The following is a 16600-nucleotide window of genomic DNA, read 5'->3' on the forward strand; positions in this document are numbered from 1 at the left end:
CTCACTAGCAGGCGTTTTTCTATCTAGTTATACTGCAGCAACGTTTCTTGGTGGATGTTATTGCTATGCTTTTTCGCTTCATACCTGTTTGGTTACTCTCTATTAGCGGTTTTCTAATAGCCTCTCCGATTTACGCACAAACACCATTGACTGCCGCAACGACTAAACTTCCTCAAGGGGCACGTTATAGCCTATTGATTGAAGATGCCGCATTACAGCAGAACACTCTCGAACTCAATACTCATCTGTACTATCCCCCCGCTAGCACCCAGAAGATTTTGACGGCGCTCGCCGCAAAATTAGAACTGGGTGATGAGTTTCGCTTTCACACTGATTTAATGCATTCAGGGCAAGATTGGATCATTCGCTTTTCAGGCGACCCCACCCTGACCACCGCAGATTTAACGACATTGCTCAAAGCGATGAAAGCGCAAAGTGGCGGCAGGATTGAGGGCGATTTGTGGCTGGATAATAGTGTATTTAGTGGATATGAGCGTGCGGTAGGCTGGCCATGGGATATTTTAGGCGTCTGCTATAGCGCCCCAGCCAGTGCCATCAACCTCGATGCTAACTGTATTCAGGCGTCTATTTATACCGAACCACAAGGTAAAACGCGCGTTTATGTCCCAGAGCACTACCCTGTGCATGTTCAGTCGCAAGCCATCAGCGTGACACAAAGCGAACAAGAGAGTTTACTGTGTGATTTAGAACTGACGGCAACGCCTGAGAATCACTATAAGCTAGATGGCTGTTTAGCCCTACGAGAGAAACCCTTACCACTAAAATTTGCGGTGCAAGATACTGGGATCTACACCCAGCGAGTGGTCTATCGTCTCCTCAGCCAGCTAAACATCGAGCTCAAAGGGAAGATTAAAGTCGGTAAAGCCAATACTAAACAAGCGCAGAAAATCGTTTCTCATCACTCCCAGCCGCTGCCTATGTTACTGAAAACCATGTTGCAAGAGTCCGACAACCTGATCGCCGATACCTTGACCAAAGCCTTGGGACACCGTTTTTACTCTCAACCCGGTAGCTTTACCAACGGAACACAAGCCATTAAACAGATTTTTTACTCGCGCACGGGCATTTCATTAGAAGATACTCAGCTCGCCGATGGCTCTGGCCTTTCACGTAATAACCGGATGCGTCCACAAGTGATGCTGGAAACTCTTCGCTACCTTTATCAGCACGAAGCTGAGCTCGGTTTAATTGCTATGCTGCCTTCAGCGGGAGAATCGGGCACTTTGCAATATCGACGCAGTATGCGTGCGCCGCAAATCAGTGGCCAAATTAAAGCGAAAAGTGGTTCACTTTATGGCACTTACAATATGGCGGGCTTTGTGATGGACGAAAATCAGCGCCCTAAGACTCTGTTTGTTCAATTCGTCACCGACTATTTCCCTCCCAAACCCAATCCAGAGATGGCGGTTGAGCCGCCGATCATCCAGTTTGAAACTCAGCTCTATCAAGAGCTTATTCAGTTTAATCGTTTGGCATCTAAGCCAAACTAGGCTACCTGAAAAATAAAAAGCGCCGTTTGGCGCTTTTTATTTATTTTTAGCTCAGGTTTGAAAACCATTTACTTGATGGTCACTCGAGCGAACTTACGTTTACCCACTTGGTAAACCGATGTACCACAAGCAGGAATCAGCTTCGCATCTTCTAACTTCTCGCCATCAAGCTTCACTGCACCTTGTTTAATCATGCGCAGTGCATCAGAAGTAGAAGCCACAAGTCCCGCCTCTTTAAGCAGATTGGAGATAGCGATTCCAGCCTCGAATTCAAACTCTGGCATTTCCTCAGGCATCGCCCCTTTTTGGAAACGGTTGATAAACTCTTGTTCTGCTGCGTCAGCATCGGCTTGTGAATGGAAACGAGCGATGATCTCTTTTGCTAGCAAAATCTTGATATCACGCGGGTTAGCACCATTAGCAACCTCTGCTTTGAATTGGGCGACTTCTTCTAACGGACGGAAAGAGAGCAGCTCGTAGTAGCCCCACATCAGATCATCAGAAATTGACATGATTTTACCGAACATTTCGCTCGGCGCTTCGCTCACACCAATATAGTTATGCGCTGATTTGGACATTTTCTTCTCGCCATCCAATCCCACCAGCAGAGGCATCATCAATACCACTTGTGGTTTTTGGCCGTTGGCTTTTTGTAGCTCACGCCCCATCAGCAAGTTGAACTTCTGGTCAGTACCGCCTAGCTCAACATCCGTCTCCATCGCAACAGAGTCGTAGCCTTGTAGCAATGGGTACATAAACTCATGAATCGCAATCGGCTGACCATTGTTGTAACGCTTTTTAAAGTCATCACGTTCTAACATACGAGCGACGGTCTGGTTTGAAGCCAGACGGATCATCCCTTCAGCTCCCAGTTGTGACAACCACTCTGAGTTAAATTGGATCTTGGTTTTGGCAGGATCGAGGATCTTGAACACTTGCTGCTTGTACGTTTCCGCGTTACGCAATACATCTTCGCGCGTCAAAGGTGGGCGTGTGGTGTTTTTTCCTGTTGGATCCCCCACCATTCCAGTAAAGTCACCAATCAAAAATGTCACGTCATGACCTAAATCCTGGAAAGTACGAAGCTTATTGAGGATTACCGTGTGGCCTAGATGGATATCCGGAGCCGTTGGATCCGCCCCCAACTTAATTCGTAGCGGACGATTTTCTTTGAGCTTGGCAATGAGCTCTTCTTCGGGGATCAGCTCTTCAACACCACGTTTAATCTCGGCTAAAGCGGCTTCAATACTCGCCATTCTTGTTCACTCCCACAGATTTGGCAAAAATATGATAGTGGGACATATTACTTGAATAGCGATGCATTTTGAAACCAGTTAGACTACCCGACAGCGATTTTGTTAATAATTAAATGAATTTGAACTGAACATGCTTTCTCTTTTCAATCGTCTTCCTTGGCTGCATCGAGTGTTAATCACCGCGTTTAGCGCCATTATTGTCTTCGCCATTTTTTTTCTGCCCAATTCTGAAGATTTACGTAAACCGGATGCTCAGCGAGAAGTAGGACGCCACTATCCCGTCACTCTCGATAACCAACTGGTCTCCACACCAGAGGAAGAAGTGATCGCTCCGCCCTCTGTTATGCTGCGCTGGGAAACCTACCAAGTTGCCAACGGTGAGAGTGCCGCCTTACTCTTCCAGCGAGCAGGGCTCTCATCACGCGTGCTCTACGAATTGACCTCAAGCAATAGCGATATCAACAATCAACTGTCGAAGTTAATGCCTAAAGACGAGCTGAAATTTGGCTTTGACAAAGATAATCAATTAGTTCAATTAAAACGCACCATTAGCCCTTATGAAACCTTTGTGATAACCCGTTCAGATTCTGGTTTTACCTCTGAGTTTGATAAGAAAGAAGTCACCTTCCAACTCAATTACGCCGAAGCCAAAATCACCTCTAATTTCTGGAATGCGGGTGTCGCCGCAGGGTTAAGTGCTAACCAGATCATTGAGTTAGCCAATATGTTTGGCTGGGATATCGACTTCGCGCTCGATATTCGCGAAGGCGATCAATTCAAATTGCTCTACCAAGAAAAAATCGTCGAAGGCTCTGTGATTGGTCGCGGTAATATTATTGCCGCCACTTTTATCAACCAAGGTTCAACCTTTACTGCGATTTTGGATGACAATACAGGCAACTATTACGATCAGAATGGCCGTGCCATGAAAAAGGCCTTCTTGCGTTCGCCGCTCGATTTTCGTCGCGTCTCTTCTAACTTTAATCCTCGCCGACTCCATCCAGTGACCGGGCAAATTAAAGCTCACCGTGGTACTGACTATGTGGCACCAGTAGGAACACCGATTTGGGCTGCGGGTGATGGTGTGGTTGAGAAATCCAGCTATAACCAATTTAATGGTAACTATGTCTACATTCGCCATAGCAATACCTACATTACCAAGTACCTACATTTACAGCGCCGCCTAGTTAAAACCGGAGAGCGAGTAAAACAAGGCCAGACTATTGGTACATTGGGGGGCACAGGACGAGTTACCGGCCCTCACTTACACTATGAATTCTTGGTTAATGGCATACACAAAAACCCACGTACGGTTGAATTACCACAAGCACAGTCACTGACTGGCAAAGCAAAAGAGACCTTTATTGCGAATGCGAAGCAACGAATGGAAAAGCTTGAGCGTTACAGCCAGTTGCTGTATGCCAATCAATAATCATCTCGTTGCGTACAAAAAGTTAGAGGCCAGCAATTGCTGGCCTAACTTTTATCAACATTCACTCTGTCGCTATTGCATATTTAACTCTGCGCATCTTGAGGAGCTTCGTCTTCACTTACCCCTTTTCTACGCCGCCCTAACATGAGCAAACAAGGGGTAAGCACTAAGGTCAGTACCGTAGCAAAGGCTAATCCTCCGGCCACCGCCGTCGCCAACTGTGACCACCACTGGGTACTCGGTGCTCCAAACTCAATTTTCTGATTGATGATGTCGATATTCATCTCAAGCACCATGGGCAACAAACCTAAAATCGTCGTCACCGTCGTCAGCAGCACTGGGCGCAAACGCTGCACTCCCGTGCGCAGTATCGCTTCTTCTCGGCTCAAACCACGCTTAAGCAATTGATTATAGGTATCAATCAATACGATATTGTTGTTCACCACAATCCCTGCCAGAGCAATCACTCCGATGCCAGACATGATGATGCCAAACGGTTTTTGGAAAATCAGCAATCCAGCAAAAACCCCTACGGTAGAGAAAATCACCGCGGTCAAAATCAGGAAGGCTTGATAGAAACTATTGAACTGGGTGATCAAAATGATCGCCATCGCCGCGAGTGCAACCATAAACGCTTTTTCGAGGAAAACCGCAGAATGCTCTTGCTCCTCGTTTTGACCACGGATACGAAACTCCACACTACTCGGTAAATTGAGCTCACGTAGTGCCTGTTCAATGGCTGGGAGTTCTAGCGCTAGGTTGTACCCTTCCTTGAGATCGGCCATCACGCTAATCACCCGTCGACCATCCACCCGATGAATCGTATCCTGCTTTTGCTCTGGAATAATTTGCGCAAAATTAGTGAGTGGCACTAAACCTTGCGCGGTTTTTACGCGTAGTTGGTCAAAACGTCCAATATCGCGATATTCACTCGGATAACGCACCAAAATATCGACTTCTTCGTCGCTGTCATCGGGAAGATAATCGCCAATTTTGAGGCCATTTGTCACAAACTGTACGGTATTGCCCACCAAAGTAGCATCGGCAGCAAAACGTGATGCATCATCACGTCGAATATCAATTTTCCAATCAATCCCCGGCTTACTGCCATTATCGCTTAAATTGGTCAGTGCCGGATTGGCCTCTGCCCATAACCTCACTTGCTGAGCGGCTTTATCGAGGTCGTCAGCAACGCGAGCTGAAATTTCAATCTCCAAATCATGCTCAACCGGAGGACCTGCGTCTGGAAATTTGTATTCGATTTCAACCCCTGGGAAGGTATCGGTGGCTTGCTCTAGTTCCTCAATAATCGCTTTAACACTGCGACGATATTGCCAATCAACGGGGGTTATCTGTACGACGCCGATTTCATCATCGCCACCCGTACGGGTATAGACACTTTCAAACTCATCGTGGCCTAACATCACCTGCTCAATATCACTCATGATACGATCTTTTTCATTCAGCGACAGATCGCCATAAGAGCGCACTTTGACCGAGAAAAAAGGCGGATCAACTTCAGGAAAAAACTCTGCACCTAACCCTGCTTTGCCATAAGCAAACGCAATCGCCGCAGACATCAGCAGCGCACCGCACAAAATTTTGATCGGGTGGCGAATCGCTATGGCAAGCGTGTGGTAATAGGCTTGGGTGATCCCCGTCGCTTGTGAAAAATCACCATTGTGCAGCGCCACCATCCGCGCTTGATTGGCTTGGGTCACTTTCTGCGGACGACCAAACAAACTTCCCAATACCGGAACAAAGAGTAGCGCCATCACTAAAGAGGCAGTGAGCGTCGCCATTAAGGTCAGCGGAAGGTATTTCATGAATTCGCCAGTGACATCTGGCCAAAACAGCAGTGGGGCAAAAGCGGCCAACGTGGTCGCGGTAGAGGCGGTGATTGGCCAAGCCATACGTTTCGCCGCATCGCGATAGGCTTCACTTCGATGCATTCCCTCTTGCATACGTCGATCCGCAAATTCAGTCACCACGATTGCGCCATCCACCAGCATGCCAACAGCCATGATGAGAGCAAACAGCACAACGATATTGACCGTCAGACCGAAAACGGCCAGTACCAATAACCCAGTCAAAAAAGACCCAGGAATCGAAACCCCAACCAATAGCGAAGTGCGTACGCCCAAAATCGCAATGATCACCACCACTACGAGAATGATGGCGGACAGAATATTGTTTTGTAGATCATTGAGCATGAGTTTGACATCTTCCGACTCATCCCAAATCGTTTTCACCAATAAATTATTAGGCCAATCGTCACGCGCTTGAGCTTCGCCTAACACTGCTTTGACTAGCTCAACGGTTTCAATAATGTTCTCACCAGAACGTTTTTTGATATCCAAAACAATGGCGGGTTTACCATCTAAGCGAGCTAAACTCTCAGGATCACGGAAAGATTTGCGTACTGTGGCCACATCACCGAACGTAATAACCTGCTTACCCTCGACTTTAATCGGCAGCTCTAGCACATCCTTCAACGATTCAAATACGGAAGGCACTTTGACCGAAAAGCGGCCGTAACCAGTATCAACAAATCCGGCGGCGACCACTCGGTTATTGAGTGCAATCAGATTGTAGATGTCGCTTTGATCCAGTCCATAGCTCTCCATAAGCAATGGATCGACGATGATTTCCACAATTTCTTCACGATCCCCTGCGATATCAACAGATAAGATCTGGCGAAAGCTTTCCAATTTATCGCGTAATTGACGGGCTATCAGAACTGCCGTTCGCTCCGGTACTGTACCGTAGAGCACAACAGATAAAACAGGCTGTTCCGCCGCCAGCGTCACTTCATTCACCGTCGGCTCATCACTGTCCGCCGGTAATTTGGGTTTGGCCAAATCGACCGCATCACGCACATCGGCCATCGCTTTGGCTAAATCGACGCCTACATTGAATTCCAGCACAACAGAAGCATGCCCTTCTGATGCGGTGGCCGTCATCTCTTTCACCCCTTCAATTGAGCGCATTTCCTGCTCAAGAGGACGAACAATCAATCTTTCCGCATCACTGGGAGAAATACCTTGGTGGCTCACCGAAACGTAGATGATAGGAATGGTGACATCGGGGCTAGACTCTTTGGGAATAGTCAGGTAAGTCGCCACACCCGCAACCAAAATGAACACCAGTAAGGTCAACATGGTGCGCGTACGAGACAGCGCCGCATCAATCAGAGTGAACATGGTGCGGCTCCTAGTGGGTTGCGCTGAGTTGAGTGGCGAGAACCTTATCACCATCGCGAACAAAGCCTTGTCCACGGGTAATAATATCCACTTGCTCGCCAAGTCCGGTTAACCAGACACCATCTTGTTCTGCTTTCACCAGTTGGATTGGCACAAATTTGACGTGTTCACCTTGCAACGTTTTCACGCCAAGGTTGCCTTCTTCATCGAGCGCGAGCATGGCGGGGGTGATTTTGATCGCAGCTTGAGTCATTAAACTCAACTCAACTTCTGCGCTTACCCCTGCAGGAATGGCTTGTTGTGGGTTATCGACCTCAACTTCAATGGCAAAGGTATTGGTTGCAGGCGATGAGAGCCTTGAAATATAGCGGACTTTACCTTGTGTTTGCGTGCCATCGATAAAGCGGATCCGCGCCGCTTGTTCAAGCTGTACATGTTGAATGTGTCGCTCACTGACATCAGCCTCTATCACCAATTTGTGCAGATCGATAATGGAGGCAACCGGATCGCCAATCCCAACAAAATCGCCTTTTTCGATAGGTAAAGTCTCCACGACACCATCAAAGGGGGCGCGAACTTGGGTATTATCCAGTAAACGTTGCACAGTACTGAGCGAGGATTGTGCATCTGTGAGAGCAGCAGCAGCATTGGTAAAAGCCACTTCGCCTTGCAAGCCTTTATTTTTCAGTGCACTAGCCGCATTAAACTCTTGTTGTCGCACGTTGAGCTGGGCTTTCGCTCGCTCTAACTGGGCATCCAGATCGCCTTTATCAATCAAGGCGATTATCTGGTTTTTGGTGACCATTTGCCCTTTCGCAATCTTCACCTCGGCGATCCGCCCAGCAATTTCAGCGCCAATTTTAGCCTGCCGATCCGGCGCAGTGCGTCCGTACAGCTCGATAACTTTATCGGTTTGAGTTGCGCTAAACGTTTGATAACCAACTTTGGCTAAAGGGACTTGTATTTCCGTCGCCGTTTGCGGCTCTTCGGCGTTGGAATCGCCTAAGCCTAACCAGAGTGCTAACAGAATAATGAAGGCAAAAGAAATCAACCAAGGTTGATGCAGAAAGTAGTCGCGCGCTTGACGTGAAGAAGTTTTGAGCGGAAACATAACTATTCCTTATTGTTATCGCTGCGTGACATCCTAATACGCAGCGTCGGCCAATCGAGTTTATCGACTGGCCTTATTTTCCTGAAAGATCTCAGGATTAGACGCTAAATGATGCGCCGCAACCACACGTGGTCGTTGCATTGGGGTTGTTAACGAAGAATCTTGAGCCTTCGAGACCTTCGGTATAATCGACCACTCCGCCGATCAAATATTGCAGACTCATAGGATCAACCACCAAAATGACGCCGCTATTCTCAATTTTGGTGTCACCTTCGTTGACGGTTTCATCGAAAGTAAAGCCATATTGGAAGCCGCTACAACCACCACCAGTGATGTAAACACGCAACATTAACGATGGATTTTCTTCCTCTGCGATCAACGCTTTAACACGTTTTGCTGCCGCATCAGAAAAGGATAATGGAACATTAACTTCGCTCACGATGACCTCTCTCAGTCGTGGAAAATACAACAACACCGCAAAACCCGATGTGCTGCCGATCTAATAATGATAATGGCGGCGATTATCTAATACCTGAGTTGGCCGTTCAAGTATTAGCCTTAATCCGAATCAACTTGGCGGATAAATTCGCTTTCTTGCTCGCTATTTTGCGGATGCAGATAGGGAAAATCGATCAAAATGTAGCGAAAACATTTCACCCACTGGAGCATAGGCGTACAATGCGCCCCAAAATTGGTCCGATTCATCATAAGAGGAAACTAGCATGACCAAATCAGCCGAGTTGTATCAAAAGGCGCAAACCACGATTCCGGGTGGAGTTAACTCTCCTGTTCGAGCCTTTAACGGAGTGGGTGGTTCACCGATTTTCATTGATCGTGCCGATGGCGCGCTGATTTTTGATGCCGATGGTAAAGCATACATTGACTACGTGGGATCATGGGGACCAATGATTCTCGGCCACAACCATGCGGTAATTCGTGAAGCGGTGATTCAAGCAGCACAACGCGGTTTAAGTTTCGGTGCACCCACCGAGATGGAAATTACCATGGCAGAGTTGGTGTCTGAGCTCGTTCCTTCAATGGAACAATTGCGGATGGTGAACTCGGGCACTGAAGCGACGATGAGTGCGATTCGTCTTGCGCGTGGTTATACAGGCCGTGACAAAATCATCAAGTTTGAAGGCTGTTACCATGGTCATGCTGACAGCTTACTCGTTAAAGCGGGATCTGGGGCTTTGACTCTAGGCCAACCGAGTTCACCCGGCGTTCCTGCTGATTTTGCCAAGCACACCTTAACTGCTCGTTTTAACGATCTAGACTCAGTGCGTGAGCTGTTTGCGGCCAATCAAGGTGAAATCGCCTGCATTATCGTTGAGCCCGTGGCTGGCAATATGAACTGTATCCCACCAGTGGAAGGCTTCCACGAAGGGCTGCGTGAAATTTGTGACCAAGAAGGCGCACTACTGATTTTCGATGAAGTGATGACTGGTTTTCGTGTCGCATTGGGCGGCGCTCAAGCGCACTACAACATCAAACCCGATTTGACGACACTTGGTAAAGTGATCGGTGGCGGTATGCCAGTCGGCGCTTTTGGTGGTCGCCGTGAAGTGATGCAATACATTGCGCCAACAGGCCCGGTTTACCAAGCTGGTACACTATCAGGCAACCCAATCGCGATGGCAGCGGGCTATGCCTGTCTGAATCTACTGCGTGAAGAAGGCAATGAAAAGCGCTTAGCCGCGAAAACCAAGCAACTGGCTGATGGCTTTAAATCTCTGGCCGATCAACATGGTATTCCACTTTTAGTACACCAAGTTGGCGGCATGTTCGGTTTCTTCTTTACCGAACAAGAGACAGTGACTTGCTATGAAGATGTCGCCCGTTGCGATGTAGAGCGTTTCAAACGTTTCTTCCATCTGATGCTGCAACACGGCGTTTATCTCGCCCCCTCTGCCTTTGAAGCAAGCTTTACCTCACTGGCGCACGGTTCAAAAGAGATTGAAGCCACGTTGGAAGCCGCAGATCGTAGCTTTGCGATTTTGGCATCGGAAGCGAAAGCTTAATCTACTGTGGGTCACCAATTTGCGAAGGCAGCCTCGGCTGCCTTTTTCATTGAGTGAAGATCTATTGCCAATAATAGAGACTCAGTAGCACGAGAGCGCAAATCACTACGCCAAACCACGGAATCGGTCTGCGTTTCGCTTTCTTGTCACAACATTCATTTTTATCACAACAGCCCATCTCGACCTCCAGATTGCTAAGCAGCTGAATTGGCGTCATTATAACGCTTCAAATTCCTTTAGGTGGACAACTCCTGTGTCAGAAAAAATCAAATTAGCATCCAGTCATCGCGTATTAGTTGTGGCGCTGCTCGCTTCTGCACTCGCGTGTTACTGGTTAGTCGAGCCTTACATCAACTCGATAATAATGGCCTTCATCATTTCGCTCTTGATGTTTCCAATCCATGATTGGTTTGAAAAGAAACTGCCTTCACACAACAATTTAGCGGCCTTTTTATCTTGTGTTGTGCTAACCGTTATCATCGTTATTCCCCTACTGTTTATTTTTGGGGCCATCGTTCAACAAGGCTCTAAGTTCTCACAAAACCTCTACGCATGGGTTACACAAGGCGGAATTCAGGCTCTCTTTAACCATCCTTGGGTGGTCAAAGGGCTCAGCTTAGCCAATCACTATCTGCCTTTTGAAGAGATCAGCCCCCAACAAATCGCCCAACGCATTGGTCAGTTTGCAACCACATTCGGCAGTAATTTAGTCAGTATTAGCGCAAAAATTCTCGGGGATGCCACCAGCTTCGTGATGCATTTTTTCCTGATGCTGTTTGTGCTGTTCTTCCTACTGCGCGATCACGACAAAATCATCAGTGCGATTCGCCATATTCTGCCCCTCTCTCGCAGCCAAGAAGATCGCCTGCTCAGCGAGATAGAAAATGTCTCCAAATCAGCGGTGATGGGCTCTTTTTTAACCGCCATCGCGCAAGGTGTGGCGGGCGGAATTGGCATGTGGCTGGCGGGTTTCCCGGGACTGTTTTGGGGAACCATGATGGGCTTTGCGTCCTTTATCCCCGTCGTCGGTACCGCGTTAATTTGGATCCCTGCGACACTCTATCTATTTTTAACCGGTGATACGACTTGGGCGATTTTCCTCGCCATTTGGAGTGTTGCGGTTGTGGGCTCGATTGATAACTTACTCCGCCCCTTCTTAATGCAAGGCAGTGCAGGGATGAATACCTTGATGATTTTCTTCTCCCTGCTCGGCGGTATTCAGTTGTTTGGTTTAATTGGCTTAATTTATGGCCCGCTGATTTTTGCCATCACCATGGTGCTGTTTAATATCTACGAAGAAGAGTTTCGCAGCTTTTTAGATCAGCAAGACCGAAGCTAAGTCCAAGTTAGGGTTTCATTCAAGGGGCAGAGTGTGCGAAAATCTGCCCCCTTTTCTTGAGTAGAGCGTGTCATGCAACCTTATACTGCCCCGAGTGAAATCGCCCTTCGTCAACTCGACTATTTTGCTGATAAGCATGTACTGGTCGCGGGCGAAGTTGAAGATCGTTTTCCTATCGAACTTCGTCAACATTGCGCTTCCGTTTCGGTGTTTACCACGCACTACGGCTACTATTCGCAGCTCAAAGCTTACCCTGAGATTACTCGCTACTTTGGCGAGCAATTAACAGCAGATCTCAATGCTGACCTGATTTTGCTTTACTGGCCTAAAGCCAAGCAAGAAGCGGAATACTTACTCGCGATGCTGCTGGCAAAGCTCGGTACAGGCACTGAAATTGTGGTGGTCGGTGAAAACCGCTCTGGGGTGAAGAGCATTGAAAAAATGTTCGCCGCTTATGGCCCAATCCACAAATACGACTCTGCACGCCGCTGCTCATTTTATTGGGGACACTGTGTTCATACTCCAGCCGCTTTTGATATTGAGCAATGGTTTAAATCTTACGCGGTAGACTATCAAGGTCATGAGCTGACGATCCGCAGCTTACCGGGAGTTTTTAGCCATGGCGAATTTGATCTGGGAAGTCGCTTACTGCTCGATACCTTACCCCCCCTGAGTGGTAAGGTAATCGATATTGGCTGTGGTGCCGGTGTTTTGGGCTGTGTGATGGCAAAACTCAACCCTCATATTGAGTTAGAGATGACAGACATCAGCGCTCTGGCGATTCGCTCTAGCCAAGAAACCCTAGTGGCTAACCAACTGCACGGCCACGTTTATCCATCCGATATGTTTTCCGACACCGGGCATCACTACGACTATATTGTGACCAATCCACCATTCCATTCGGGATTGGAGACCAGCTATAGCGCCACAGAGCGTCTTCTTGCCGAATCTGTAGATCATCTTGCTTCGGGAGGCTCGATCTGGGTGGTGGCAAACAGCTTTTTGAAATATCCGCCAATTCTTGAGCAAGCGTTTGGTCACTGCGATATCGCCGCTAAAACCAATAAATTTGCCATCTATCACGCAAAAAAATAACTCGTTACATTTTGCCGCTTTTAACGTAAATCAGCCTCAAAAGCGGCATTCTCCTCACGTTTTTTGCGTCTATGCCCACGCTTTAGCTTGGACTTACTTGTCAAAGTAAAAAAACTCGTTAATTTCGTTACTTTAGGTTTTTCTTGTCTATCACCCACTCATGCTTGGCGATCGCCGCAGAGTTTCACCGAAAGTAACACCTTAATTATGTTTAGGTTCTATCGAAAACAAAAATTCAAACGCCTGCAAAATACCTTGATGGCTGCATTTTTGGCCCTCAGCATTATTCCTTTGACCATTACTGCGTTGTTTTTCCTACATTCACACAGTAAAGATCTGGAGCAGCAGAGTACCTCTTACCTCGTTTCTGTTCGGGATAATAAACAGCAACAGGTCATCGACTACATGATGGCCAAAGAGTCGGAAGTGATGGGTTTTGTTCGCTCCGAGCTGGCTTATGCCAGTGGCGGGCGTTTTTATGGTCTGGTGAATGCTTTCCAGCGTTTAGACGTCAGTATTGAAGCGGCTCGTGAACATGCTCAGCAGCGCTATATCACCGGATCGGGTGACCAAATAAAAACCTCGGTGCTCCCCCAATCAAGCAGCTACGTGGGCAGTGAACGCTATCGACTGCTGCATAAACGCTACCACTGGGCTTACTTAGAACTGCTGAAACGGTCGGACTTTGATGACATTTTATTGGTCGATATTGATGGCAACGTCGTTTATTCGATTTATAAATACGACAATTTTGGCACCAACTTATTAACGGGCAAATACCAAGACACCAATCTAGGCCATACCTTCAAGCGTTTAGAACAAACGGTCAATGAACAGCGCAAAACCAACGAAGATTTCACCCCTGTCGTGATTTCTGATTTCGTGCAAGAGGATGGCAAACAATACGCTTGGCTTGGCGCACCGATTATTCAGCAAGGCTACTTGCATAGTTACGCGATGTTCCGCTTGCCAAGTAACGCGATCACCAAACTCATCGCAGAAGGCAGTAGCAATCCTTCGATGCAAACCATTTTGGTGGGACAAGATCACCGCTCAAGAACCTTAACTTCCGCCGAAATTGCGGTTGAAAAAAGTAAAGCTGTGGTCGATTTAGCCTTATCGGGCAAACGCGCCGTAGGCACTTACACCAATACCGATGGTGAACAGATCATCGCGGCCTACGCACCGATCAATTTGAAAAATATCCATTGGGCTCTGGTGGTTGAACTGCCAGAGAAAGAAGCGTTTGCTCGCGTTCGTCAGTTAGAGAAACTGTTTGTTTTTGCGATGTTGACGGCCATCGTCTTAGTGGTCATCGCCTCGCATTACCTTTCCAATTTCATTACCTCACCGCTTTTGAAGCTGACATGGGCAGCCGAACGTGTTTCGGCAGGCGATCTTGATGAAGCCATGATCAATACCGAACGCAAAGATGAAATTGGTCGCTTGGCGGTAAGTTTTGAGCGTATGCAGCGTTCCATTCGCGAAAAAATATCGCTGATCAAATCGCAAAATAAAGAGTTAGAAAGCAATTTACTGATCATTCGTAAGCAAAACGATGAGTTACAGCTAGCGAATAAGCTAAAAGATGAGTTCCTCGCGACCACATCACATGAATTACGCACCCCATTGCATGGCATGATTGGTATTGCCGAAGCCCTGATCTCGGGGGCAAATGGCCCGATTTCAGCAGCGCACAAGTATCAACTCGACATCATTATCAGCAGTGGGCAGCGCTTAGCGACTCTGGTTGATGATCTACTCGATTACCACAAAATGCGCTATGGCGCGCTGGATATTCAAAGGTGTGCCGTTGATTTATCGAGCGCTACGCGCTTAGTCTTGGAGCTTTCTCACCATTTACTTGGCAAGAAAACGCTGCGCATTATTAATCAAGTCTCAGAACAACCGGTCTGGGTTTCTGCGGATCCTCAACGCTTAGAGCAAGTCCTGTATAACTTGATCGGCAATGCCATTAAGTACACTTCCGAAGGCAAAATTGTTATCTCCGCAACCTATATTGACGATAAAGTGCGAGTGCAGGTGGTGGATACAGGTCAAGGGATTCCGGCAGAACAACTGGAGCACATCTTTGAGCCATTGATTCAAGCGGGCCATGATGCGAGTCGCTATCGTCAAGGCGCAGGACTCGGGCTTTCCATCAGTCGTCAGTTAATCGAATTGATGCACGGCACTCTCTACGTAAGTAGTCAGCCGATGGTTGGCACTACCTTTAGCTTCACGCTGCCTCTGGCGAGCGAAGAAGAGATTGCTCAAGCGCGCTTGACCGAGCTCCCCCACTTCCAAGCACCGGAAGTGTTGGATACTGAACTGCCCGAACAAAGCAACTTACCCGAAAATGAACATGGCCCACTTCTGTTGGTCGCCGATGATGAACCAGTCAACCTGCGTGTGCTGGACAGCTTTTTACGTCTTGAAGGTTATCGCGTACATACCGCGCAAGATGGCCATCAAGTACTTGAAGCAATTAAACGTGAAAAACCTGAACTGGTATTACTCGACATCATGATGCCAGGCATGAGCGGTTATCAAGTGTGTGAAAAACTTCGACAAACTTACGACCACGCTGAACTGCCTATTATTATGCTGACGGCTCTCAACCAATCTGATGACCGGGTACGAGGGTTTGAAGCTGGAGCCAATGACTACTTATCCAAACCATTCAACAAACAAGAGCTGGCCGCGCGCATTGTCGCTCACCTCACGGCGAGCAAAGCCGAACTGCGCCGCATTGAGAATGCCCAACTGCAAAAAGAGTTGAAACATCGCGCTATGGTAGAAGCGAGCCTATTGGAAACCCAAGGCCGATTATTGGAACAGTTAGAATCTGCGCCAGAAGCGATTTTGTGCGTTAAAGAGGGCAATAAAGTACGTTTTGCTAACGAAGCGGCAGCACGTTTATTTAGACGTACCCCTGAGCAGCTCAAACGCTCCAACGCCGAAGAACTGATTGCACCTAAATTCTTGAATATTGAGCAAGAGCATTACTGCGGCAATATTGATGTTTACGTCGATGATGTGCGCCAGCACCTCTCTGCCGATGTCCTTCGCTTGCCGCAAGGTTCTGGCTTACAAGCGATGTACATTTTTAATGTCGGCGGCAGCGTCAATGCCGCGCGGATTCATAACCTCGAAACCGCGGTAGAAGCTCTGTCTAGCTATGCCTTCGAAGGCGATAAAGACAAGCTGCAAAAACTCAAGGAACTGGGTGGTGAGTTTACTCGTCTTGCAGATAAAGCCTCGGGCGAGTATCAATCGAAACAAGATTTGATGCGTGCCGTGTTAGTCGAAGCCATGACCAGTGCCTTGAACTATTGGGAACGAGTCTCAGGGCAAAGCAAGTTCACGTTTGCCGAACAAAGTGGCTTGTGGCGCGTTTATCTTGACCGCAGCACCCTACAAACTCGCACCCTAGACAAATACCTACGAATTGAGACACTGCCTAAAACACCGCGTTGGCGAACTGTACTGAACTCGCTCGACTATATTCTTGAGCATTGCAAAGAAGCAGGCCCTGAACGCACTCACATCGAAATGCAGCGCGATAAATTGCAAAAACTCCTGACCAGTGAATAAAGCAATCCGCAAGCGAGCCATAAAAACCACCGCAG

The 16600-nt window shown here is 47.7% G+C and carries 10 protein-coding genes; 6 read left to right on the forward strand and 4 right to left on the reverse strand.

Annotated elements, in window-relative coordinates:
- The first annotated feature begins 65 nt into the window (after window positions 1–65).
- Entirely contained in the window at window positions 66–1511 is a 1446-nt protein-coding gene (gene dacB, locus GOU96_RS09635) for a serine-type D-Ala-D-Ala carboxypeptidase (RefSeq protein ID WP_162809207.1), read from the forward strand.
- 68 nt (window positions 1512–1579) lie between these two features.
- Here the strand turns inward: dacB and tyrS are convergent, their stop codons facing one another.
- Window positions 1580–2767: a tyrosine--tRNA ligase gene (tyrS, locus tag GOU96_RS09640; RefSeq protein ID WP_267782138.1), complete on the reverse strand. Its 1188-nt coding sequence runs from the start codon at window positions 2765–2767 to the stop codon at window positions 1580–1582.
- Window positions 2768–2897: 130 nt separating this feature from the next.
- Here tyrS and GOU96_RS09645 point away from each other — a divergent pair, with 130 nt between their 5' ends.
- The gene (locus tag GOU96_RS09645) at window positions 2898–4199 is read left to right on the forward strand and encodes a peptidoglycan DD-metalloendopeptidase family protein (RefSeq protein WP_267782140.1); all 1302 of its coding nucleotides are present in this window, start codon (window positions 2898–2900) and stop codon (window positions 4197–4199) included.
- An 83-nt stretch (window positions 4200–4282) separates the two neighbouring features.
- Here the strand turns inward: GOU96_RS09645 and vexF are convergent, their stop codons facing one another.
- The 3 genes from vexF to erpA form a co-directional block, all read right to left on the reverse strand.
- Window positions 4283–7402, reverse strand: coding sequence for a multidrug efflux RND transporter permease subunit VexF (gene vexF / locus GOU96_RS09650; protein WP_267782142.1), 3120 nt, complete (start codon window positions 7400–7402; stop codon window positions 4283–4285).
- 10 nt (window positions 7403–7412) lie between these two features.
- Complete coding sequence (gene vexE / locus GOU96_RS09655) at window positions 7413–8513, reverse strand: multidrug efflux RND transporter periplasmic adaptor subunit VexE (protein WP_267782144.1); 1101 nt, start codon at window positions 8511–8513, stop codon at window positions 7413–7415.
- A 97-nt stretch (window positions 8514–8610) separates the two neighbouring features.
- Window positions 8611–8952 (reverse strand): iron-sulfur cluster insertion protein ErpA, encoded by a 342-nt coding sequence (erpA, locus tag GOU96_RS09660; RefSeq protein ID WP_000005741.1) that lies wholly within the window; start codon window positions 8950–8952, stop codon window positions 8611–8613.
- A 283-nt stretch (window positions 8953–9235) separates the two neighbouring features.
- On the opposite strand from erpA, the gene hemL reads away from it, so the two are divergent.
- The 4 genes from hemL (at window position 9236) to chiS (ending at window position 16565) form a co-directional block, all read left to right on the forward strand.
- Window positions 9236–10534, forward strand: coding sequence for a glutamate-1-semialdehyde 2,1-aminomutase (gene hemL, locus GOU96_RS09665; protein WP_042989812.1), 1299 nt, complete (start codon window positions 9236–9238; stop codon window positions 10532–10534).
- A 253-nt stretch (window positions 10535–10787) separates the two neighbouring features.
- Entirely contained in the window at window positions 10788–11873 is a 1086-nt protein-coding gene (locus GOU96_RS09670; protein ID WP_001290813.1) for an AI-2E family transporter, read from the forward strand.
- A gap of 72 nt (window positions 11874–11945) precedes the next feature.
- Complete coding sequence (gene rsmC / locus GOU96_RS09675; RefSeq protein WP_001183372.1) at window positions 11946–12968, forward strand: 16S rRNA (guanine(1207)-N(2))-methyltransferase RsmC; 1023 nt, start codon at window positions 11946–11948, stop codon at window positions 12966–12968.
- A gap of 63 nt (window positions 12969–13031) precedes the next feature.
- Window positions 13032–16565 (forward strand): two-component system sensor histidine kinase ChiS, encoded by a 3534-nt coding sequence (chiS, locus tag GOU96_RS09680; protein WP_001892049.1) that lies wholly within the window; start codon window positions 13032–13034, stop codon window positions 16563–16565.
- Window positions 16566–16600 lie beyond the last annotated feature (35 nt).

This window comes from Vibrio sp. R-1 (assembly GCF_035615595.1).
Classification (GTDB): domain Bacteria; phylum Pseudomonadota; class Gammaproteobacteria; order Enterobacterales; family Vibrionaceae; genus Vibrio; species Vibrio cholerae.

Coding starts and splice junctions, on each gene's coding strand:
- dacB (WP_162809207.1), top strand. CDS start 66: ATGCTTTTTCGCTTCATACCTGTTTGGTTACTCTCTATTAGCGGTTTT.
- tyrS (WP_267782138.1), bottom strand. CDS start 2,767: ATGGCGAGTATTGAAGCCGCTTTAGCCGAGATTAAACGTGGTGTTGAA.
- GOU96_RS09645 (WP_267782140.1), top strand. CDS start 2,898: ATGCTTTCTCTTTTCAATCGTCTTCCTTGGCTGCATCGAGTGTTAATC.
- vexF (WP_267782142.1), bottom strand. CDS start 7,402: ATGTTCACTCTGATTGATGCGGCGCTGTCTCGTACGCGCACCATGTTG.
- vexE (WP_267782144.1), bottom strand. CDS start 8,513: ATGTTTCCGCTCAAAACTTCTTCACGTCAAGCGCGCGACTACTTTCTG.
- hemL (WP_042989812.1), top strand. CDS start 9,236: ATGACCAAATCAGCCGAGTTGTATCAAAAGGCGCAAACCACGATTCCG.
- rsmC (WP_001183372.1), top strand. CDS start 11,946: ATGCAACCTTATACTGCCCCGAGTGAAATCGCCCTTCGTCAACTCGAC.